At 35.3% G+C, this 22,272-nt stretch carries 19 protein-coding genes and 1 pseudogene; 10 read left to right on the forward strand and 10 right to left on the reverse strand.

The genetic code is table 11. The annotated features are described in order from the left end of the window. Positions 1-98: 98 nt before the first annotated feature. Positions 99-1,082: a GMP reductase gene (gene guaC, locus D2K40_RS02490; RefSeq protein ID WP_117152664.1), complete on the reverse strand. Its 984-nt coding sequence runs from the start codon at positions 1,080-1,082 to the stop codon at positions 99-101. 293 nt (positions 1,083-1,375) lie between these two features. On the opposite strand from guaC, the gene D2K40_RS02495 reads away from it, so the two are divergent. Beyond that, positions 1,376-1,885, forward strand: a complete 510-nt coding sequence (locus D2K40_RS02495) for a GNAT family N-acetyltransferase (protein ID WP_188618768.1) — start codon at positions 1,376-1,378, stop codon at positions 1,883-1,885. A gap of 144 nt (positions 1,886-2,029) precedes the next feature. Here D2K40_RS02495 and D2K40_RS02500 read toward each other — a convergent pair whose 3' ends face one another. The 5 genes and pseudogenes from D2K40_RS02500 to D2K40_RS16320 all read right to left on the reverse strand — a co-directional run bounded on the left by D2K40_RS02500 (position 2,030) and on the right by D2K40_RS16320 (position 9,172). After that, on the reverse strand, positions 2,030-4,456 hold the full coding sequence (locus D2K40_RS02500; RefSeq protein ID WP_117152666.1) for a glycogen/starch/alpha-glucan phosphorylase: 2,427 nt from the start codon (positions 4,454-4,456) through the stop codon (positions 2,030-2,032). Between the two features lie 95 nt (positions 4,457-4,551). Next, positions 4,552-5,979, reverse strand: coding sequence for a glycogen synthase (locus D2K40_RS02505; RefSeq protein WP_117152668.1), 1,428 nt, complete (start codon positions 5,977-5,979; stop codon positions 4,552-4,554). Positions 5,980-6,481: 502 nt separating this feature from the next. Further along, positions 6,482-7,588, reverse strand: coding sequence for a glucose-1-phosphate adenylyltransferase subunit GlgD (gene glgD, locus D2K40_RS02510; RefSeq protein WP_117152670.1), 1,107 nt, complete (start codon positions 7,586-7,588; stop codon positions 6,482-6,484). Beyond that, positions 7,563-8,745 (reverse strand): annotated as a pseudogene (locus D2K40_RS02515) (glucose-1-phosphate adenylyltransferase). The gene glgD and the pseudogene D2K40_RS02515 overlap by 26 nt, the downstream one beginning before the upstream one ends. A 259-nt stretch (positions 8,746-9,004) precedes the next feature. Further along, positions 9,005-9,172, reverse strand: a complete 168-nt coding sequence (locus tag D2K40_RS16320) for a hypothetical protein (RefSeq protein WP_162879118.1) — start codon at positions 9,170-9,172, stop codon at positions 9,005-9,007. Between the two features lie 335 nt (positions 9,173-9,507). On the opposite strand from D2K40_RS16320, the gene D2K40_RS02520 reads away from it, so the two are divergent. From D2K40_RS02520 to D2K40_RS02535, 4 genes are all read left to right on the forward strand, one after another. Then, positions 9,508-9,714: a hypothetical protein gene (locus tag D2K40_RS02520; RefSeq protein ID WP_117152672.1), complete on the forward strand. Its 207-nt coding sequence runs from the start codon at positions 9,508-9,510 to the stop codon at positions 9,712-9,714. Between the two features lie 118 nt (positions 9,715-9,832). Beyond that, entirely contained in the window at positions 9,833-10,282 is a 450-nt protein-coding gene (locus D2K40_RS02525) for a hypothetical protein (protein WP_117152674.1), read from the forward strand. Between the two features lie 100 nt (positions 10,283-10,382). Next, positions 10,383-11,597, forward strand: a complete 1,215-nt coding sequence (locus D2K40_RS02530) for an EAL domain-containing protein (protein ID WP_117152676.1) — start codon at positions 10,383-10,385, stop codon at positions 11,595-11,597. 51 nt (positions 11,598-11,648) lie between these two features. After that, a complete protein-coding gene (locus tag D2K40_RS02535) occupies positions 11,649-13,139 on the forward strand; it encodes an HD domain-containing phosphohydrolase (RefSeq protein ID WP_117152678.1) in 1,491 nt (496 codons plus the stop codon). A 31-nt stretch (positions 13,140-13,170) separates the two neighbouring features. Here the strand turns inward: D2K40_RS02535 and D2K40_RS02540 are convergent, their stop codons facing one another. Further along, positions 13,171-14,628 (reverse strand): PH domain-containing protein, encoded by a 1,458-nt coding sequence (locus tag D2K40_RS02540; RefSeq protein WP_229666579.1) that lies wholly within the window; start codon positions 14,626-14,628, stop codon positions 13,171-13,173. Continuing rightward, on the reverse strand, positions 14,618-15,097 hold the full coding sequence (locus D2K40_RS02545) for a PH domain-containing protein (protein ID WP_117152682.1): 480 nt from the start codon (positions 15,095-15,097) through the stop codon (positions 14,618-14,620). Before D2K40_RS02545 ends, D2K40_RS02540 begins: the two co-directional genes overlap by 11 nt. A gap of 307 nt (positions 15,098-15,404) precedes the next feature. Between D2K40_RS02545 and D2K40_RS02550 the strand changes: the two genes are divergently transcribed. Next, the gene (locus D2K40_RS02550; protein WP_117152684.1) at positions 15,405-16,103 is read left to right on the forward strand and encodes a CBS domain-containing protein; all 699 of its coding nucleotides are present in this window, start codon (positions 15,405-15,407) and stop codon (positions 16,101-16,103) included. A gap of 118 nt (positions 16,104-16,221) precedes the next feature. Here D2K40_RS02550 and D2K40_RS02555 read toward each other — a convergent pair whose 3' ends face one another. Together D2K40_RS02555 and D2K40_RS02560 are read right to left on the reverse strand one after the other, a co-directional pair. Then, positions 16,222-16,731: a CotY/CotZ family spore coat protein gene (locus D2K40_RS02555; RefSeq protein WP_162879119.1), complete on the reverse strand. Its 510-nt coding sequence runs from the start codon at positions 16,729-16,731 to the stop codon at positions 16,222-16,224. 139 nt (positions 16,732-16,870) lie between these two features. Next, positions 16,871-17,206, reverse strand: coding sequence for a thioredoxin family protein (locus D2K40_RS02560; RefSeq protein WP_117152687.1), 336 nt, complete (start codon positions 17,204-17,206; stop codon positions 16,871-16,873). A 347-nt stretch (positions 17,207-17,553) separates the two neighbouring features. Here D2K40_RS02560 and D2K40_RS02565 point away from each other — a divergent pair, with 347 nt between their 5' ends. Genes D2K40_RS02565 through D2K40_RS02580 form a run of 4 tightly spaced genes read left to right on the forward strand, consistent with a single transcriptional unit; the run spans position 17,554 to position 22,216 of the window. Next, complete coding sequence (locus D2K40_RS02565) at positions 17,554-19,971, forward strand: Na+/H+ antiporter subunit A (RefSeq protein WP_117152689.1); 2,418 nt, start codon at positions 17,554-17,556, stop codon at positions 19,969-19,971. A 1-nt stretch (position 19,972) separates the two neighbouring features. Beyond that, positions 19,973-20,395 carry a Na(+)/H(+) antiporter subunit B gene (locus D2K40_RS02570; RefSeq protein ID WP_117152691.1) on the forward strand — a complete coding sequence of 141 codons (423 nt, stop codon included), beginning with the start codon at positions 19,973-19,975 and terminating at the stop codon, positions 20,393-20,395. Beyond that, on the forward strand, positions 20,395-20,733 hold the full coding sequence (locus D2K40_RS02575) for a Na(+)/H(+) antiporter subunit C (protein WP_117152693.1): 339 nt from the start codon (positions 20,395-20,397) through the stop codon (positions 20,731-20,733). The genes D2K40_RS02570 and D2K40_RS02575 overlap by 1 nt, the downstream gene beginning before the upstream one ends. Next, positions 20,726-22,216: a Na+/H+ antiporter subunit D gene (locus tag D2K40_RS02580; RefSeq protein WP_117152695.1), complete on the forward strand. Its 1,491-nt coding sequence runs from the start codon at positions 20,726-20,728 to the stop codon at positions 22,214-22,216. The genes D2K40_RS02575 and D2K40_RS02580 overlap by 8 nt, the downstream gene beginning before the upstream one ends. The last annotated feature ends 56 nt before the right edge of the window (positions 22,217-22,272 follow it).

Below are 22,272 nucleotides of genomic sequence, written 5' to 3' on the forward strand. Positions count from 1 at the left end.
GATTAAAAAAATACGTTATTCGATCAAAACTTTTGATAATTCGATCAATAATTTCAGTAATTCGATCAAAAATCTAATTTATTCGATCAAAACAGATTTTAATACACTTTATCTCCATTAAAAATGGAGTTCTTCACAACAACATAGTCGACGGTACGAATGGCGTCTAATTTCTTTCCGCCTGAATAGGAAATAGAAGATTGCAAGTCTTGTTGCATTTCGTTTAATGTGTCTTGCAGTGCACCTTTGTACTCAACAAACATTTTCTTACCTTCAACGTTTTTCTTTTCACCTTTTTGGTATTCAGATGCTGATCCAAAGTACTCTTTGAAAAGCTTTCCGTCTTGTTCAACTGTTTCGCCTGGTGACTCTTCATGTCCAGCAAATAAAGAGCCAATCATGACCATTGATGCACCAAATCGAATCGATTTTGCAATGTCACCATGTGTACGGATACCGCCATCAGCAATAACTGGTTTACTTGCTGCTTTGGCACACCAGCGTAGTGCTGCTAATTGCCAGCCACCAGTTCCGAATCCAGTTTTAATTTTAGTAATACATACTTTACCTGGTCCAATTCCAACTTTTGTAGCGTCAGCACCGGCATTTTCCAATTCTCTTACGGCTTCTGGCGTTCCAACATTCCCTGCAATCACAAAGCTGTTAGGTAAATATTTTTTAATATGTTGAATCATTTCGATCACGGCATTGGAATGGCCGTGTGCGATATCAATTGTAATAAATTCTGGTGTAATATTCTCGGCTGCTAATTGTTGGATAAACAGATACTCTTCCTCTTTGACACCAACACTTATAGATGCAATTAACTTACGAGCTTGCATATCTTTTACAAAAGTTAAACGTTTTTCTGTATCAAAACGGTGCATGATATAGAAATATCCATTCTCTGCTAAGTGTAAAGCGATTTTTTCATCAATAATTGTCTGCATATTTGCAGGGACAACTGGTAATTTAAATGTATAACCACCTAATGTTATGCTTGTGTCACATTCTGTTCTGCTATTTACGACACATTTTGCGGGAATTAATTGAATATCTTCATAATCAAATACGTTTTCCATTTTTAACACCTCTAAATACGAATATTAAACTTAAGGTTAACTAAAATCGTTCGCCCATAGGATAATATATCGCATATTTACAAAAGTGTCAAAGAAGAAACTATAACTTAAAAAGAAATAGGATTATTTGCATATTTGCAGTGCAGAAATCCTAATGTGAATAATTAATTGGTAATTATAGGGTGAGTGTGACTACATGCTATAATAGAGGTATAAGAAATTGTGAAATTATATCTATTAAAATTAACGACCGGCTAGTTGAAAAAAATAATGGTGAAATAGAGGTAGTTATAATGGAAATTACAATTAAGAAATTACAAAATGCAGATCTAGAGAAGTTATATGAATTCGAAAGTGAAAACAGGGCTTATTTTGAGGAGATGGTACCCAGTCGTGGCGATGATTACTACAATTTTGAGACCTTCAAAATGAGGAACATAGCACTGCTAGATGAACAAGATCAGGAATTATCCCATTTTTATCTGATTACGGATAAAGATGGGGTAATTCTTGGGAGGATGAACTTAGTGGATATTGAAAAGTCAAGGGGTATTGGTCATATCGGTTATAGAGTAGCTGAGGAATATACTGGTAAAGGAGTTGCTAACAAAGCAATCAATCTCTTATTAGAACACACAGAAAAATTAGGGATAAACCGAATTTTAGCAAAAACGACGACTAATAATATAGCATCTCAAAAAATATTAGAGAAAAATGGATTTAAGTACATAGAGAAAAGTAATGATGAATTTAAGATGAATGGTAACCTTATATCTTTTGTTTATTATGTTTGGATCAAATAACATAACGATTTTTAATGTAGACAAAGAGAAACACTTATCCAAGTGTTTCTCTTTGTACTGTGAAGAACCTTATGTTAGTTGTTATGTGATGGACGGTACTTGAACTACTTAAAATGATTATTGTCACCATCTATCCTAGTTTACTTAAAAGTACTGTTTCTGCAGCTTCCATATACCGGTGGCATACTCTTGTATCGTCCGATCGCTTGAGAATTTACCAGAATGGGCAATGTTAATTAAACTTTTGGAGAGCCATTTGTTTTGGTCGCGATAAATACGATCTACTTGTTGCTGTGTTTCTACATAACTCTCAAAATCCTTTAAAATGAAGTAAGGATCATTTGTTGATAATAAGTGATAGTAAATGTCAGTGAATTCAACATCATGACCGAATGCCCCGCTACGTAGTTGGTCCATGATTTGGGTGATTCTTTCATCATTTTGATAGATTTCATTGGGACTGTAGGAACCGTCTTGGTAATAGTTATAAACTTCTTCAGCGTGCAACCCAAAGATAAAAATATTCGAATCCCCAACCTGATTTTTTATTTCAATATTGGCTCCATCCAATGTGCCAATCGTAAGGGCGCCATTCATCATCATTTTCATATTTCCAGTACCTGAAGCCTCTTTACCTGCAGTGGAAATTTGTTCACTCACATCAGCTGCAGGGATGATCTTTTCAGCTAAACTGGTGTTATAGTTTTCTAGAAAAATAACTTTAATTTTGTCTTGAATCGTCGGATCATGATTCACAACAGATGCGACAGTATTAATTAATTTAATTACTTCTTTTGCAAAATAGTAGCTTGGCGCTGCTTTTGCCGCGAAAATGAAAGTTCTAGGTGTAATGTCCAAACTAGGATTGTCTTTTAATTCATTGTATAAGTAGATGACATGAAAAATATTGAGTAATTGTCGCTTGTACTCGTGTAGTCGTTTAATTTGAACATCAAAAATTGAGTTCTCGTCAACCAAGATACCAGTTGTCTCATGAATATATTCTGCTAAATTCCGCTTATTTTTTTTCTTCACTTGTGAAAGTTTTTCAAGTAAAGTATTGTCCTTGGTATGGCGAAGAAGATGGGTTAATTCACGCGGTCGTTGAATCCAGCGTTGCCCAATTGTTTCTGAAATAACATCAGCTAAGCGAGGGTTTGACATTAGTAACCAGCGCCTATGTGTAATGCCATTGGTTTTATTGTTAAAACGATTTGGGTATAAGTTGTAAAAGTTTTTCATTTCTTGTTTCTTTAATATATCGCTGTGTAATTTAGCAACTCCATTGACACTGAAACTTCCAACAATCGCTAGATGAGCCATATGAATCTGATCATGTGCAATGATAGCCATTCCCGGGATTTTATCTCGTAATTCCGGATGATCAAACCAAATGTTCTGGCAAAATCTTTCATTGATTTCATCGATGATCATATATAAACGCGGTAACAAACTTTGGATCATTTTAACCGGCCACTTCTCTAATGCTTCTGACATAATAGTGTGATTGGTATATGCAAATACATTTGTTGTAATCTGCCACGCATGTTCCCAACTGAAACCTTCCTCATCCATCAGCATGCGCATCAGTTCAGGTATGGCTAAACTTGGATGGGTGTCATTGATTTGAATTACCACCTTTTTAGGAAGGTGGATCAATGATTCTCTTGTGTTTTTTTTGTAATTATTTACAATGGTTCTTAGACTAGAAGCAACAAGAAAGTATTGCTGCTTAATACGGAGTCTTTTCCCATCGTCATTTGAATCATCTGGGTATAGCATACTAGAAATTTGTTCGATGGCATGATTGTTTTTCAAGTGTTTGTAGTAGGAAGAATCATCGGCAGGTTGATCTGTTCTGTTTATGGGTTCAGCATTCCATAAGCGTAGGGTGTTAACCAGTTTGTTATGGTAACCAACAATGGGTACGTCGTATGGGACAGCTAAGACTTTATCGGTGTTTTGGTATTTAAATTCCAATTTACCATCGTTACGTTCAAACATATGAACGGATCCACCAAAGTGTAATTCGATCGCTTCATCTGCTTTTCTCGTTTCCCAAGCGTAAGGGTTCTTTAACCAATAATCAGGTAGTTCAGTTTGATAACCATTAATAAATCGTTGTTCAAACATGCCATAGCGATAACGAATACCAAATCCATGACCTGGATAATTTAAAGTGGCTAAGGAATCTAAAAAACACGCGGCTAATCGTCCTAAACCACCATTACCTAAACCAGGATCATTTTCTTCATTATAAATATCTTCTGGTGAGAAATTAAGTTGTTTTAGTGATTCATTACAAATCTCCCGCAGCCCCATATTTAACAAGTTACTTTCGAGCAATCGACCGATAAGAAACTCCATTGATAAATAATAGACTTGCTTTGGTTGACGCTGGTCATATTTCTCGTCAGTATGAAGCCAATCTTTATTTAATATTTCACTGACTAGAGAAGAGAGTGCATAATAAACTTCATTCGGTGTAGCATCTTCTATTTTCTTCGCGTACATCGTTTCCATTTTCTGTTTGATCATTTCGACAAACTTGTCGACAGTTGGTTTCGTCAATACGTCGTCCCCCTTTTTAACGGATAAAATTTTCACCTCTCCTTTAAAAGAAGAGGTGTTTGTTGTTTGACTCTAAGACTGATTACTTATCCTCTCTAAAATTTAGAGGGTGCAACTGCTTCGTAGAGTTCGGCATATAATAAACTTGAATCATTCCAGCTGAAGTGGCTGTTATATACATTTTGTAACAATGTCGCCCAATGTTCTTCGTTCTGGTAGATTTCAAGTGAGTAGCGTAATACGTGCAATAATTCGTGTGCATTGTAGTTGGCAAAACTAAATCCATTTCCAGTCCGAGTATGTTCATTATATGGTGTTACCGTATCTTTTAGACCACCCGTTTCTCTAACAATTGGAACCGACTCATATTGAAGTGCGATCAATTGTGATAATCCACATGGTTCAAATTGAGATGGCATGACAAAGAAATCACTTGCAGCATATAGCTGTCTAGCCAATCCTTCATCAAAACCTAGATAGGAAACAAGTCTTTCTTTATTTCGTTCGGCTGCATGGTAAAAATAGTCTTCAAACTCATGCTCACCGGTTCCTAACAAAATAAATTGTACATCCTCTTGTAAAAACTCATCGATAATTGCCTGAAGTAAATGAAGTCCTTTTTGTTCTACTAAACGTGTAACTATTACGTATAGCGGCTTTTCTGCGTTAACTGGAAGGCCTAGTTTTTCTTGCAGGCTTTTTTTGTTTTCCTTTTTCTTTACCTGAGATTGTTTGTAAGTAAATGAGATATGTTTATCTGTCTCAGGATTATATTCATCGGTATCAATGCCATTGATTATTCCCACCAGGTCTTCATGGCGTTCGGTTAGAATTGGATAAAGTCCTTCACCATAATGCGGTGTTTTGATTTCTTCGGCGTAGCTAGGGCTGACAGTCGTTATTTTATCAGCGTGGAAAAGGCCAGCTTTCATACAGTTCAATAAGCCGTTCCATTCCAAACCTCCAATGTGATTACGTGGGACGTTAAATAATTCATCATAGGCCTCGGTTTGCATAATACCCTGATATTTAATGTTATGGATGGTGAAAATTGTTTTTAATTGTTCGATCGGTTGTTGTATTTTCGCAAAAGCAACTGCTAACCCTGCTTGCCAATCATGGCCATGGAGGATGGTTGGTTTGAAATCAAGTTTGGTTAGTGCATCAACAACAGCTCGGGAGAAAAAGACAAACCGTTCGCCATCATCGTAATAGCCATAGGTGCCTTTGCGACTGAAATAGTAGTCGTTACCAATGAAATAATAAACAACCCCATGATAGCTGAGTTTATATAGTTTCGCTTCCTGATTACGCCACCCCACAGGAACGAGGAAGGACTCCATTAGTTCTAATTGATCGAACCACCCTTCAATAATTTCCTTGTAGAGGGGGAGAATGACTCTAACTTCCATATTTTCATGTTGATTAAGCGTCTGTGGTAAAGATCCAACCACATCAGCTAATCCACCAGTTTTAACAAAAGGGGTACATTCAGATGCAACAAATATAATATTATTCTTCAAAACCCAAACTCCTTCACTGTGTTATTTTAGATTATTTTAATAAAGATATTTTCAGAAACTTTTTTTTAAAAAAAGATCAGTTTAGCAGTTGATAAAATGCGCATTAACTAATAACATAAGTTACTAACCCGTTCCGGAAGCAGGTGTTCTTGGTGGGGTGAGTAATCGCAACTCCAAAGGCTTTCCCTTTCCGTGGGCACGGCCTTAGCTAACTTAGTAAAGCAAATGTCTTCGGTGGGCCGAGTAACCACAGGCCCAAAAATCGCATTAATAAGTGGATTGTAGTTTACTATCTAGCGTATCAAGTGAAATTGTCGACACTCCAGCAGGAACAGCGGATGTTTTTGATGGGGCGAGTAATCGCAGTCCCACGAGCTGAAGATCCACTAGGAAGTGTTCTTTCTTCCTAGTTAGCTGAAGCCGTGCCTGCGGAAAGGGAGACAATTTCACTTGAGGAGCGAGTAAGTGTTTAATGCACATTTTATATAAAATACGTATTACCTCAGATTTTCTTCCTTTTAGCGATGACGAATGGTTTTTCTTTTGCTCCGTGTAGTGCTTGATTTTTTGTGATGGTTACGTCTTTATCTAGAATGACATTTTCTAGATGAGCGCCTGCTTCAATGTTGCAACGCTGCATAATGATTGAATTTTTAATAACAGCATCCTTATGAACTTTCACACCACGAAACAAGATACTGTTGGTTACTTCGCCATTAATCTCACAGCCAGTAGCAATTAACGAATGATCCACATTTGCATGCTCTTGATAGTTGGAAGGAGCTTGATTGCCAACTTTGGTCAACACATGTTCACCAGTCAAAAACAAATCTTTATAAGCTGTTTTTTCTAGTAGTTTCATATTTTGTCTGTAATAACTATCTACTGAATTAACAATCGCACTGTAGCCATCATAATGATAGGATTGCACATTTAGGTTCTCAAGGTTTGCACTGATACCGTCTAAGAAGAAATGATCTTTATAATGTGCAATACAATCCTGGATAACATCGAGTAGTAATGCTTTATTAATGATATAGACACCACTAAAAATACGTTGTTTTTTTCTATCATTCGATAATCCTGTAACCCATCCGTTCTCATCTATATCTACTTTCATGCATTTATCATGCTCTGGCAGTGGGGTATCATAGCTTGTTGTTAACAGTGTTACATCGGCTTTGTTGTCAAGATGATGTTGAAACAGGTCATCGTAAACGGTATTAGAAATAAATTGACTGCCACTGATTAACACATAATCAGATTTGCCTCTTTTAAAATAGTCGAGATTGTTATGGAAATGTTTTAAATCACCTTTTGAAATATCAGTTGGATCATTCCAATCTGGTGGCAAAATAAATAACCCACCATGTCGTCTGTCTAAATCCCAATCTGCCCCAGAACCAAGATGGTCCATTAAAGAGCGGTATTTATTTCGGGCAAAAATAGCAACTTCCTGAATATTTGAACGCACCATATTAGAAAGTGTGAAATCAATTAAGCGATAGCGTGCAGCAAAAGGCATAGAAGCCCCACTACGAAAATACGTTAATTCTTCCAAAAAATCTTGCTCGTGTTCTAGATTAATAAGACCCATCATTGTTTCCATTATTCTTACCTCCAGTATGAAGCATTTTTTGAATCATTTCATCTGATATGACAATTGGTTCTTCGTTTTCTTTGGCAATAATTTCTGTCCCAGAAGGAATAGTAATATTTCCTTGGACTATTACACGTTCAAGGGAGACATTTTCACCTATCCGTACACCAGGAAGAATAATAGATTGATTGATTGATTTTTGCACCTTCACCAACAACTACATTTTCAAATAAAACAGAGGAATCAATTTTTCCGGAAACAATACAGCCATTGTTAATTAACGACCGATGAACAACTGCATTCTCTTCAATGAGTTGTGCTGGAAACTGCGAGTCATGTGAATAGATTGACCAGTCTTTATTACTTAATAACTTTGCTAAATCCTTATCAAATAAATCCATATGTGCTTCCCAATAGCTCTGAATCGTTCCAACATCTTTCCAGTACCCCTCAAACTGATAAGCATAGAGTTCTTGATGGTCAGCCAGCATTGTTGGGAGGATATTTTTCCCGAAGTCATGATCAGAGTCTTCCAGTTCAGCATCTTGTAATAGATATTCTTTTAATAACTTCCAATTGAAGATATAGATTCCCATCGATGCAAGATTGCTAGTTGCGTTTGTAGGTTTCTCTTCAAATGCATTAATACGAAGATTTTCATCTGCATGTAAAATGCCAAACCGCGAAGTGTCTTTCCAAGGAACTTCGATAACAGAGATTGTAACATCTGCGTTTGTTTCCTTGTGCTGTTGCAACATTTTGTCATAATCCATGTGATAAATATGGTCACCTGAGATAACAAGCACATAATCGGGGTCATAGCCTTCAATATATTTTATGTTTTTTGTGATCGCATCTGCTGTGCCGTGATACCAGTTACCACCCTCGTTCTCTATGAATGGGGAAAGAGTGGTTAATCCATCATCCAATCGGTCTAAGTCCCAAGGTTTTCCAACGCCGATATGTTTATGGAGCGCCAATGGGGAATACTGTGTCAAAACCCCAACTGTATACATATGGGAGTTTAAGCAATTACTTAAAGCAAAATCAATAATTCGGTATCTTCCACCAAAAGGTACAGCGGGCTTTGCTAGGTTTTTGGTTAATAATCCTAATCGTTTTCCAACGCCTCCTGCAAGTAGCATTGTTACACATTCTTTTTTCATAATGAATCTCCCTCCAATGGTAAGTCTTTATAAAGTTTAAATATACAAATGGCGAGTGGTGGAATTTTGACTCTAATGTGTTGTGCTTGTCCGTGCCATTTGGATGGAAAACTATCAAGTAAGGATGTAGTATACTGATCTGATCCACCTTAAATGCTAAAATTTGAAATTAAACCCAAGACCACTGAGATACGTAGGTCTACTTATTCCAGGCAAGTCAGAGCTATCTTCTGCCATCATCAGTGCAGTTAGGAAAAAATTAAAAAAAGATTTCATTTAACTTTTTAATGAATGCGAGTGCTTCTAAGTTTTCATCTCCACCATAACTGTTCCTAAGTTGTTCTTTATCATCTTGACGGTCGAAGTTAAATGAAGTCATACTAGCAACAGCATCGATTTGAAGCCCATCAATGTGGCACTCTTCCAACCAAAAATCGCATTTGAAATAAGAAAGCTTTGTATTTCTGGTCGTTTGAAATTGAGACTGTCATGTAAAAACCTCCTGGTATGTTGAGTAATAGATTGATTGTGATAGATTTGAAAGGAAATAAGATAGATTTACTTGTATAATGCAACACTAGTAAATACTTACTGTTAGATATACGCTGGTATGTGTAACTTTATAACCTTTTTAGAAGATTTGCTCATTGTGACAGATAGAAATTAATCTTTTGAATTACTGATTTTTTGGAAACAGAGAGGTTAAATTATGCTAAAATAGTAATAGAATAAGTGTAAATATTTTAGTTGGGGGCTTCTACATTGAAAGATTTTGCAAGGTATAAGATTTTTATAGTAATGGGTGGATTTCATTTACTAGCTTTCATAGGACTTGGTTACTTAATCGTGACAAAATTTCCTGATAATAAGTTAGCGATCTTTATTGAGATTCTTTTAGTTTTCGGAATGATTATGAACTATGTGTTTTATCGCTATTTTAAGAAAATATATGCAAATATAGAAGATTAAATAATGTTATCAAACGAAGAGGTTCTGCCAATTAGGGTATAACCTTTTTTTCTATATGAAATTAAGTATAGTCTAAGGTGATTAAGGGAATTGTAATGTAAAAAAAAGGGATTTTGCTATGATCGGACTTATTCTTGCCATACTTACTTTTAATATTATTGCCTTCAAAACAAATAAGATATTGAATTATAAGCAAATAGCACATGTATGGGTCTTTACAATCGCCCTACAGTTGTCATTTGATGTTTATGTTGACCTAAAATATCTTGGGTACTGGTATTTTACGCCTGATATAGATTGGGCTGCTTTTCTTCCTCATACATTTCTAATTCCGCCAGTTAATATGGTGTTTATCAATTTGTATCCTTTTCATCGATCACTATGGATAAAAACACGTTATATCTTATACTGGACAATCGTTATATTAGGATATGAATTAATCGCCTTGCTTCCAGAGCCATGGGGGTATTTTAATTATGGATGGTGGAACTTAGGATATTCTGCAGTTTTGGATGTGATTTTATTAAATATTTTAATCGCGTATTACAAAAAGTTTATAGCTGATTAAGAATTAGCAAAAAACAAATATACTATCAATGTAGGTGAAAGCAGCACTTTTAAGCAATCATATGATACAATAATGGCGTGCTAAGGAGGGGGGAAAACAGATGGACCCACTTGAAATTATTGGGAATTTAGATAGGGTAAAGCCAGCGTATCAGCCAATTTTCAGTGCGATAACTCATTCCATTACTGGTTATGAACTGCTAGGAAGGTTTTATAACGGAAACGAATGGATAAGTTTAGCTGAATTTTTTCATGATGTAGATGTGCCAGAAGAGTTTAAAGTTGAGGTAGACCAACACCTATTACATATTGCACTTAGCGAACTATTAGAATCAGAACAAGATACCTTCTTATGTGTCAATCGATCCGCAAAAGAATTACTTGTTAATAATGGTGAAGACTTATTAGAAACATTACAAACGTTTGAAAAAAAAGGCTTCGCTATGAATCGAGTTGTGATTGAAGTAGCGGAGCAAGATTTTAATGAAGACTTTGAGAATATACATCATCTGTTACTCTACTATAAAACATTTGGAATTCAATTGGCGATAGATCATGTCGGAGCAAAAACAGCTAATATAGATCGTATCCGTCAACTCGAACCACATATCTTAAAAATTAATACGAGAATTATTATTGGGAGTCAGTCAGGTGGTTTTCAAGATATCATGTATTCTCTATCGTTACTAGCACATCGGATTGGAGCTGCTTTGCTTTTTGAAAACATAGAAGATGATTTCCTACAATATTATGCATGGAAAAATGGCGGCCGTTATTATCAGGGCTATTATTTAGCAAAACCAACTTTTGATTTAGGTTCCATGCTACCATTCAATGAGAATATTAGTGGAAAAGTTATTGAATATATTGAACGAGAAAAAAAGTTAATAGAAGAGCGTTTAGGTTATATTCTATCATGGGAAGAAAAGTTGAAAGTACTGCTTCCACAATGGAAAGCACTAGAAAGTGTTGATGGATTTATTGAAGTGGTAACAAATTATTTCAATGAAGAAAGTTTTCGAATGTATATCTGTGATAGTAATGGCAAACAAATATCCGCCAATTTCAGAAAACTAAATGATACATGGAAAATAGAGACTGAAAAACTAGGGTCAAATTGGGCATTTCGACCTTACTTTTTAGAAAATATGATGCAAATGAAAACTAGAAAAACAGGGATTCTGTCTGATCTTTATTCTGACATAGAAACAAGAGAATTAATCCGCACCTTTAGTTATCCATTATCCAGTGAAGATTTCTTATTCATTGATATCCGTTACACATTTCTCTATGACCATGAATGCTTGTTAATATAAGGATCAATCAATTAAGGAGCATTCAATATTGTTAGTAAAGTAGGTGAATTGTTGCAAACTTATCGCAATTTTGTACGTCGTATTATAAGGAATTATTTGATTGGTTCAATAACGGCAGTTTTGTTAGTTGGTGGTACATTTATATTTACAACATTAGAGATTCCAGACTTTGAACTCTCTGTTATGTTAGCTATTATTATTGTTTCTATCTTTATTATGATGGTATCAGAGTTTTATGTATTAAAAAAAGACCTAAAGAAAATTAAGTATGCAATTTTAAAAAGTCAACATCTTTCTAATCAGGAGACAAAGCTTGCATATGAACAAGCGCATCGTTTCCCGTATTTAACAGTACGTAGGATTCTGTTGCCGCATTTGCTAGGATTTTCAATACCAGCGGGTGCTATTTCAGTAGTTTGTATTTATCTGGATATCTTGCATATTTCTTATCAATATGTGATATATGCATATATTGGATCTGTTCTTGTAGCAATTATGCACGGACTTGTTGAATATTATTTAACTATTGAAGCAATTAAGCCAGTTTTAGCTAAAATGAGAAAAAATGCAAAAGATAATCATGAAATTAAGTTATCAATTGAAGGAAACATTTTTATTACGATTAGAAAAACTTTAATAGCCAGTGCATTAGTTATCGGTGTGTCACCAGTTTTATTATTTACTTTAGCGGCACAAATAAGATTGGAAGAAGTAGCACCAGGAATTGCGACTGCTTACTGGAATTGGGCTGGCGCTATTGTTGTAATGAGTATGTTATTTGCATCATTGGCTGCATGGTTGTTTGCAAAATCGATAAAAGACCCGATTAGTGGGCTACACGATTCAATGCAAAAAGTGCAAGCAGGAGAGTTTACTGTAGTTGCTCATGATAATTATTCAAATGATTTCTCCAAATTAATTGATGGTTTCAATCAGATGGTAGAATCACTACAGGAAAAAGACGCAGTCAATCAGCAGCTGCTCGAGAGTTTTATAACGACATTGGCTGCAGCATTAGATGCACGTGATCCATATACGGCTGGCCATTCGATTAGGGTAGCACAAACAGCTGTAGAAATAGGAGAAGCATTAGGATTAGAAGGAGAGGATCTAATTCTCTTACGAAAGGCTGGCCTCCTTCATGATATTGGGAAAATCGATGTAGAAGATAGTGTGTTGTTAAAAGATGGTAAGTTAACTGAAGAAGAGTTTTCTAAAATTAAACAGCACCCAATACTGGGTGTAAACATTCTGACTCAAGTTAAACCACAAGCGGAGATGGAAAAAATATTGCCCGGTGTTAGATCGCATCATGAGCGTATAGATGGAAAGGGTTATCCAGATCAGTTAGAAGGCCAAAACATTCCATTTTTCGGACGTATTCTTGCTGTCGCAGATGCTTTTGATGCGATGACTTCAAATAGGCCTTATCGAAATGCTATGCCTAAAGAACGAGCATATGAGATTATTAGAAGCGGTGCTGGGTCTCAGTGGGATGCAGATTGTGTGGCAGTTTTTTTAAAACAACATGGAAAAGAATAGTGATTGATTAAGAAAACAGGGCCTCGACGTATTAGTCGGAACCCTGTTTTTCTCTTAGTGAATACCAATCTGCTATTTGATCGACATGTTTTTGTTCGAGATCGGATAATTTGTAGTGTCTACCAAAAAAGTTATTAAGAATTGACCCTTTCATTGTAGCTAGTTCTTGTTTTCGATGTATAATATGTTGTGTTTTTTCAAAGGCTTGAATTCGTTTGTGTTTTAACATGATCGTTTCTTTTGAAAATTGGCGCATCTGTATTGTTAATAAACTGTCTGTTAAATGAAAACCGTTTGTTTGATGTCTGAGAACACCAAGTATAGCAGAGAAAACCAACAATACGATAGGAATCCAAACCCACTCCGTTAAGAAAATAGCTACTGCAATGATTGCTAGTAAAAGAATCCAGCTAGCTCGAACCAGATAATATGGTAATGCCCGTTTTGGTAAAGCGGTAAAACTTTCTGGTAAGTCTTGATATTCAGGAACAATTTCTTGTAAAAATCCCTGCACTTTACTTCTTCTCATTAATGGGAAGAGTAATGTTTGTGTTCCTTCTTGTTTATCAACTTCTCCACCTGCAATTTCAACGAAAACAGCAGCGAATCCGAGAGGCTGACGTATAACCGATTCTTTGATCCCTACAGCTTGAATACGTTTTAAAGGGATTGTTGTTTGTTTCTTTTCTAACAAGCCACGTGTAATATATAATTCTTCTTCATATCTTGTAATGGTGAAATTTCCATATTTTATAACAGTGCCTAAAATACCAATCAACCAAATGCCAATGAAAACTAATAATCCTAATATTACGATGGTTTGGATTGCCTGTGATATCAACCAATTCGTTGTTTCTTGATAAATTGTATCAGGGATAAATGATTCCGCCTCAGATAATGCAAATGCAAACAACCCAAGGATAACACCAAAGCTTCCAGAAGTTGACCCAGCAATAAATAATTTTGGGAAAGATATTTTACGTGATGGATAGGCTTTATCTGGGTGTGAATCAGTTGTTGTTTCTTCTTCAATTGTTTCCGCTACTTTAGTTTTTTGCTTTAATTCGTCATGCAACAATTTTCCATCAACAAATGTTACTGCACTAAGTGCCGCATCAACAGTACGGTCACTTCCAGCTGTCTCAATTTGCACTTTGGTTAAGCCAAAAATGCGATGGATTACATTTTGTGATAAGTCAATCGATTGAATTCTATGTTTTGATATTGTCCTTTTTTTACGAATGAGAACACCCTGCTCAATCCTTAACTGATCTTCCTCAACTCGATATGTAAAACGCATCCAGCTTAAAATACTATAACCAATAAGGAGCAATAATAGAAAAACACCACCAAATAACAAATAAGAGAAGAAGCCATCATTAGATGCTAAAAGAATAATTGGTAATAAACCAAAGATTGATTGCCGTGCAATCGTTATGATACGAAAAATTATCGCGGCAGGGTGTAACCGTTTTGCTTCAGACATCATCTTGCTCCACCCTCGCTAGTTCAGATATTTGATCTCGTAATGCATACGCTTCATCCTCTAATAAAGCAGGGATTTCGTGTGTTGTTGCGGCAGTTGAAATAGTTAAGCTAGCAAGTCCGTACTTTTTAAGTATAGGTCCTTGTTTCGTGTCAACATGCTGGACTCGAATCATAGGTACAAGGGTACGATTTACAATCAGAATACCATGCTGAATATAAATCTCTTGATCATAGATTTGATAACGCCAACGACGCCAACGTAATTTAGGAATAATAAATATTGTGATAATACCCTCTGCTAGAGTAATGGCAAGTAGTCCAATTCCATACCAATAGGAAAAAGTGAAAATATATGCCAAAATAAATAAAGTGAGCGTAAGTAAGAATGGTATTATAGCCATCAGTATAGCAAGTAATTTCCAAGCTTTGATTGCATCTTCCGCAATCCGTTCGTTTGGTGATTGTCTCAAGCAAATCATCCTTTCTAAATAAGTTCTATTCATGTATACGTTTAAATTGTTATATTGTTTCAATTTTAACAGACTATTAAATTTTTTAGTAGAATATGATTACGAGAATTAGGATGGATTAAAGGCTAATCCGGCAAACGTAGCATTAATTCGGCAAAATTAAGATTAATCCGGCGAACTAGTACATTATTCCGGCAAATACTAACTTAATTCAGCAAATGCAGAATTAAGGTTATTTTTATTAGATTTTTTGAGCAAGTTATTAGTATAATTAAAATACAATGCCACTTGACAGGAGTGTGTTCTTTTGAAGAATTCTGAGCGATTTATTATTGCATTTAATAAGATTGAGAAATTTTTTGAAAAAGAAATAAACGAGAAGAAATATATCCCATTTTATCGATCAGTACAATTGTTGAAGCATACAAATGCCACAATCGATCGCTATCAAGATGACCTTGTGGAGTATTCTGAGCTGCGCAATGCTATTATTCATGAACGGACAGAAGCACATTATGCAATTGCAGAACCGCATGATGAAGTGGTCGAACGAATTGAAAAAATTGAACAAGAATTAACTGCTCCAAAGTTAGTTATTCCTACTTTTCAAAAAGAACTACGAACAATGCAAGCAGAAGATACGGTGAAAGATGTCCTAAAGGTAATTCGGGAAACGGATTTTTCACAATTTCCCGTATATCGTAGTAAGCAATTTGTAGGTTTAGTAACGGATAAAGGAATAACGCATTGGCTTGCACGCAACACAAATGGGGATATTGATCAATTGCTTCTAACGCCAGTAATGAATTTAATTGAAGAAAATAAAAGTGTTCGCAACTATGAATTTATTAGCAAAGAGATGACAATTTATCAAGCAGAACGAATTTTTTTAGAACAATTAAAAAAATATAAAAGACTAGATGCACTATTAATTACCGAAGAAGGGAAAGAGCATCAAGCATTATTAGGTATGATTTCAACAAATGATTTAATAAAAATACCATAACTTTCACAAAAGAAGCACCCTTGTTCTAATAATAGAACAAGGGTGTTTTTGGCATGCAGTTTCTTTAGTGTGATAAGCAATTCAATAAATCTTGATCATCATTGTTACAGATAGTGAATTAAGAAGCAGGCAACGGTGTGATTGGGTCCAGGCACGTAATACCGCAGAAGCAGTTCAAGTCAACTGTCAAGCAGATACCAGTAGCTTGAAAGTTTCTAATGTTATTTCCAGGGAAATAACTGCAAACATCACGATTTGTCGGTTCTGGAGTAGATCCACCTTGTGTGACTGGAAGCAATAGTTCTAATTGGACACAACAATCACTATTATTTAAAAACTTTTTCGCGCGGAATATGGGTGTTTCTACACACCCGAAAAACGTGTTTCCAGAGCTACCCAATTCATCTTGAAACACCCCACTTCCGATAAATGGTTCACAATCTTTGCAATACAATATAAACGGTATGGTTGTGTTAGCAGCAGGTGTTACTCGTGGTGAGAGTAATTGTTGTATTGATTGTTCACAACTTGAAGTGCAACATTGATTAACTACTGAATCTTGTGCGTCTACAATACTTTGGACAATTTCACATACACATTCATCAAAATTATGCTTTTTAGTATTCAATTTAATCCCTCCCTTCAGTTAAGTTACTATACAATACGTAACAGGGAAGGAAATGGCATGTTTAGATTATCTACTTTTAATAAAAATAATGAATAGATCTAATTTGTCAAGTGTTAACAGGGAGTAAGCCTCACTGACTTTATATACTATAAAAACCTTGATAGATTTTCTCGATTTTTTCTTCAAACTGTTGTAGATGAACAATTCGAGCTTCACGCAAATACTCTTTTCCATCTACAAGCAATAGTAAGACAGGCACAGTGAAAATTGAAAACTTTCCAGCTACGTCAGGTAATTGATCAGCATTTACATACCCAAGTGCAATCTTTGGATACTTTTTCATGATCTCTTCTACTTGTGGTAATAATCCTTTGCAAACACTACAGTTTGGTCTTGAAATATATAGAAATGCCAGTTCATTATCCGTAATAAATTGTTCTAAATCAGTGTTCGTTTCAATTGTTTTAAATGACATAAAAATCCCTTTCTAATTAAAATTAGTTTTATCAATTTAACCATAACGGTGAAAAATATGCATTATTTTTGCTTAAGAAGGGCTGTGATTTCACTTATAAATGTAAAAAAACGAAAGGATAAAAGATGTTTTTGATTAAATGGGAATAAAAAAATAAAAAAAATTTGATGAGTTTCTTCATATTTAAAAATACGTAATACAAAGCCATTTGTGACAGTAATTTAATTGCGAGTAAAAAATAAATCATGTATACTTTTTTATAATGTCTAATAATAACAAGGATAATGATAGCGTTATTTGGCACTTTATAAAAATAGAAGTTTTTTAATTTGAGGAGGTCTTGGCTCTTGTCAGCACTACATATTGCAATTATAGTACCGTTTTTATTTGCATTAGTTATACCATTGCTGTATAACAAAGTACCAAAAATCCATACAGGCTGGTTTGTACTTATTTTACCTACTATCTTGTTTGGTTATCTTCTAAGCTTTATTCCTACAATTTCTTCTGGAGAAACAGTTGTTAAACAATTTGCATGGGTACCATCACTTGGGATTAATTTTGATGTTCATTTGGATGGTTTGGCACTTCTTTTTGGCTTATTGATAACAGGAATTGGAGCCCTTGTGGTTTTATATTCTGTATTTTATTTAACCAAAAAAGGAGAAGCACTCCATAATTTTTATTTCTATTTATTGATGTTTATGGGTGCGATGCTTGGTGTAGTTTTATCAGGTAATTTGATGGTTTTATATGTTTTTTGGGAATTAACAAGTCTATCATCATCTTTATTAATTGGTTATTGGCATCACCGCGAGAAATCACGTTATGGCGCACAAAAGTCAATGTTAATTACTGTAACGGGTGGATTCGCGATGCTTGCTGGTTTCTCCTTGTTATATGTTATGACAGGTTCATTTACAATTACAGAAATAATCGGACAAGCAGATGTTGTTGCTTCTAGTGCTTTATTTATACCGGCAATGTTACTCATCCTTATGGGGGCATTTACGAAATCAGCACAGTTTCCTTTTCATATTTGGCTGCCAGATGCTATGGAGGCTCCAACACCAGTTAGCGCGTATTTACACTCCGCAACAATGGTTAAGATGGGGATTTATTTAGTAGCGCGTGTTAGTCCAATATTCTCAGGTGCACCTGAATGGTTCTGGATCGTATCTGGTGTTGGTTTATTTACATTATTCTGGGGTTCCTTTAATGCTGTTCGACAAACAGATCTAAAATCGATTTTAGCTTATTCAACAATTAGTCAGCTAGGGATGATTATGAGTATGCTAGGTGTAGGGTCTGCGGCTGCTTACTATGGTTATGAAGGTGGCTATACTGCGGCAACGATTGCAGCGATTTTTCACTTAATCAATCACTCAACCTTTAAAGGTAGTCTGTTTATGGTTGCAGGGATTGTGGACCATGAAACAGGAACACGTGATATTCGTAAATTGGGTGGTCTCATGACCTTTATGCCAATTACTTTTACGATCGCAATTATCGGTGCCTTTTCTATGGCAGGTGTTTATCCATTTAATGGTTTCTTGAGTAAAGAGATGTTCTTAGAAAGTATGGTTCATGCTTTACACATCACAGATTTTAATATGCAAACATTTGGTATGCTATTCCCAGTCATTGCTTGGGTAGCAAGTGTATTTACTTTTATCTATAGCATGATTCTCGTGTTTAAGACATTCACTGGGAAATATCAAGCCGATAAATTAGACAAAAAACCGCATGAAGCACCAATTGGTATGCTGTTACCCCCAATTGTGCTAGCAAGTCTAGTAGTTTTATTTGGATTCTTCCCAAATATATTGTCACACAGCATCATTGAACCAGCTGTACAGGCAATTTATCCAACGTCATTAACTGGGATAGACCATTTTGATATTCACATTTATGCTTGGCATGGATTTGATTCACCAGCATTATGGATGACAATTAGTATTATCGCTGTAGGATTGATACTTTATTTAACACTATCCAAATGGCAAAAAATTTATCAGTTCTTACGCTTGCATAAAAAGGATCCAATCAACTATATCTATGATGGAATATTAGATAAATTAGTATCTGGATCAGCTAAAGTAACTAATTTACAAATGACTGGATTGTTACGTGATTATTTTGTATATATGAATATTTTCTTAATAGGTTTAGCGTTTTATACGTTGTATCACTTTGATTCCTTTGGAGTAGATACGACAAATGTTGCACCAATTCCACTTTATGTCTGGATCATTGTTGGAGTTGTTGCAGCTGCAGCAATAGCAGTTCCATTTATTAATAATCGTGTCGCTTCAATTATATCGGTTGGATTTGTTGGCTTTTTAGTTTCATTGTTTTATGTCTTGTTCCGTGCTCCTGACTTGGCATTGACACAATTGTTAGTTGAAACAGTAACCACAGCATTGTTCTTACTTTGTTTTTACCATTTACCAGAATTACGAAAAGAAAAGTTCAAGCCAACATTTAAATGGATTAATGTAATTATTTCAGTTGGGGTAGGTGCGATGGTAACAACGATGGCTTTAAGTGCAATGTCATTTGGTAATAAAAAACCATTTGAAGCAATATCTCAATATTTCATTGATAATGCGCATGATCTTGCTGGAGGGGATAATGTCGTTAACATTATCTTAGTAGACTTCCGTGGAATGGATACGATGCTTGAAATTCTTGTGTTAGGAATTGCGGCATTAGGGGTCGTTACGTTGATAAAATTACGGATGAACGGAAAGGAAGATGTTTAAGATGAAAAACAACATATCATTGCATACAGTTGCTCAGATCTCAGTGTTCATCGTATTATCCTTTTCCTTTTATCTATTATTTGCTGGTCATAATAATCCAGGTGGGGGATTTATTGGAGCGTTAATGGCTGCTTCTGCCATTGTATTGTTGTATGTCAGTTTTGATCTAAAGACAATTAAGAATGTGCTACCTCTTTATTATCCTTATTTCATTGCAACAGGGTTACTTATTGCAATGGGTACTGGTGTAAGTAGTACACTATTTGGATACCCATTCTTAACACAATTTTTTCAATATACAACATTACCGATTTTAGGTGAAGTAGAATTAACGACAGCATTAATGTTTGATCTTGGTGTTTTTATCGTCGTGATCGGAATTGCGCTTCTCATAATTACAACGATTGCGGAGGATGATGAATAATGGAAATTTTAATAGCGCTATTAATTGGTGTATTATTTTCGGTTTCAACTTATCTCATTTTAACAAAAAGCTTATTTCGTGTTGTTTTAGGTACGGTGTTAATGTCTCATGGTGCACATTTATTAATTTTAACAATGGGTGGTCTAGGTGTTGGCTCTGCTCCGTTATTGGGAGAAGGGGCATCTAGCTATACAGACCCATTACCACAAGCATTAATTTTAACAGCAATTGTTATTAGTTTTGGAATGACAGCCTTGTTACTAGTAATGACATACCGTACTTATAAAGTACATCAAACCGATGATTTAGATAAATTAAGGGGAAGATTAGATGAGTAATTTTTTAACACTACCAATACTACTGCCGATGTTCATTGGTACTATATTAATCTTTTTTGCAAAGAAACATAAGCTACAACGTGTCATTGCTGGATTTTCTGCTCTTTCATTGTTAGGTGTTGCGATTTATCTAGGTTACATCGTGTATACAGATCCAAGTCAAATCATCACGTTAGAAATTGGTGATTGGCCTGCACCATTTGGGATTGTATTGGTAGCGGACATGTTTGCGACAATGATGGTCATACTCTCAAGTATTGTTGGGGTAGTTTGTTTATTCTTTGCATTTAAAACAATACACAGTGATCGTGAGAAATTTTATTTTTACCCATTTTATTTTTACTTGTTAACAGGCGTAAACGGCGCTTTTCTAACTGGTGATATGTTTAACTTGTTTGTTTTTTTCGAAGTAATGTTAATTTCTTCTTACGTTTTAATTGTACATGGTGGGACAGGGTATCAGTTACGTGAATCATTTAAATATGTCGTAATGAATATGGTTGCTTCTGCATTTTTCTTAGTTGCACTTGCTTATTTATATGCAACTACTGGTACATTGAATATGGCTGACTTAGCTGAGCGTGTTCAAGTGTTGGAACAAGAAGGTATCTTAAATGGAATTGCCATTTTGTTTTTATTTGTTTTCGGTGCTAAAGGTGCGTTGTTTCCACTTTACTTCTGGTTACCCAAGTCATATTATGGACCACCGGCGGCTATATCAGCATTGTTTGGTGGCTTGCTAACTAAAGTAGGTATATATGCAATTATTCGAGTGTTCACTTTAATCTTTGTACATAATACTGAATTTACACATACAATCATCTTGATTTTAGCTGGTGGTACAATGTTCTTTGGTGTACTCGGTGCTGTATCACAATTTGACTTTAAACGTATTCTTTCGTATCACATTATTAGTCAGGTAGGATATATGGTGATGGGACTAGGTGTCTATACACCACTAGCACTTGCGGGTGCGATCTACTATATCGCGCACCATATTATTGTGAAGTCTGCGTTGTTCTTGTTTGCTGGAGCAACACAAAAAATTACCGGTACAACAGAATTAAAGAAAATGGGAGGGCTTTTGAAAACTCACCCATGGTTAGGTTGGCTATTCTTCATTTCAGCAATGTCACTTGCGGGAATTCCGCCACTTAGTGGTTTCTTTAGTAAATTTGCTTTAATTTTAGCAGCTGTACAAAAAGAAAGTTATTATATTGTTGTTGTAGCTTTAGTTGTAGGGATTCTAACATTGTTCTCTATGATGAAAATTTTTATGTATGCTTTCTGGGGAGAGCCAAAGATTTCACAAGATAAAGTGAATAGAAAAGAAATGTTTGCATTATTACGTCCAATTATTCCGTTGGTAGTATTAACAATTTGCTTAGGATTTTTTGCAGAGCCGATTTTCCAATATTCATTAGGGGTGTCTGAACAAATTCTGGACCCAGCAAATTATGTGAATGCAGTATTAGGTAAATAATATAACATGCATGTTAGAACAGGAATAAGAAAAGCAGGCAATAGTGACGTTTGTTT

Source organism: Paraliobacillus quinghaiensis, from assembly GCF_003426025.1.
Taxonomy (GTDB): Bacteria; Bacillota; Bacilli; order Bacillales; family Amphibacillaceae; genus Paraliobacillus_A; species Paraliobacillus_A quinghaiensis.

Excerpts from the sequence above, each read along its gene's own strand:
- guaC (WP_117152664.1), bottom strand. The coding sequence starts at position 1,082 with ATGGAAAACGTATTTGATTATGAAGATATTCAATTAATTCCCGCAAAA.
- D2K40_RS02495 (WP_188618768.1), top strand. The coding sequence starts at position 1,376 with ATGGAAATTACAATTAAGAAATTACAAAATGCAGATCTAGAGAAGTTA.
- glgD (WP_117152670.1), bottom strand. The coding sequence starts at position 7,588 with ATGGAAACAATGATGGGTCTTATTAATCTAGAACACGAGCAAGATTTT.
- D2K40_RS02525 (WP_117152674.1), top strand. The coding sequence starts at position 9,833 with ATGATCGGACTTATTCTTGCCATACTTACTTTTAATATTATTGCCTTC.
- D2K40_RS02530 (WP_117152676.1), top strand. The coding sequence starts at position 10,383 with ATGGACCCACTTGAAATTATTGGGAATTTAGATAGGGTAAAGCCAGCG.
- D2K40_RS02540 (WP_229666579.1), bottom strand. The coding sequence starts at position 14,628 with ATGATGTCTGAAGCAAAACGGTTACACCCTGCCGCGATAATTTTTCGT.
- D2K40_RS02560 (WP_117152687.1), bottom strand. The coding sequence starts at position 17,206 with ATGTCATTTAAAACAATTGAAACGAACACTGATTTAGAACAATTTATT.
- D2K40_RS02570 (WP_117152691.1), top strand. The coding sequence starts at position 19,973 with ATGAAAAACAACATATCATTGCATACAGTTGCTCAGATCTCAGTGTTC.
- D2K40_RS02575 (WP_117152693.1), top strand. The coding sequence starts at position 20,395 with ATGGAAATTTTAATAGCGCTATTAATTGGTGTATTATTTTCGGTTTCA.
- D2K40_RS02580 (WP_117152695.1), top strand. The coding sequence starts at position 20,726 with ATGAGTAATTTTTTAACACTACCAATACTACTGCCGATGTTCATTGGT.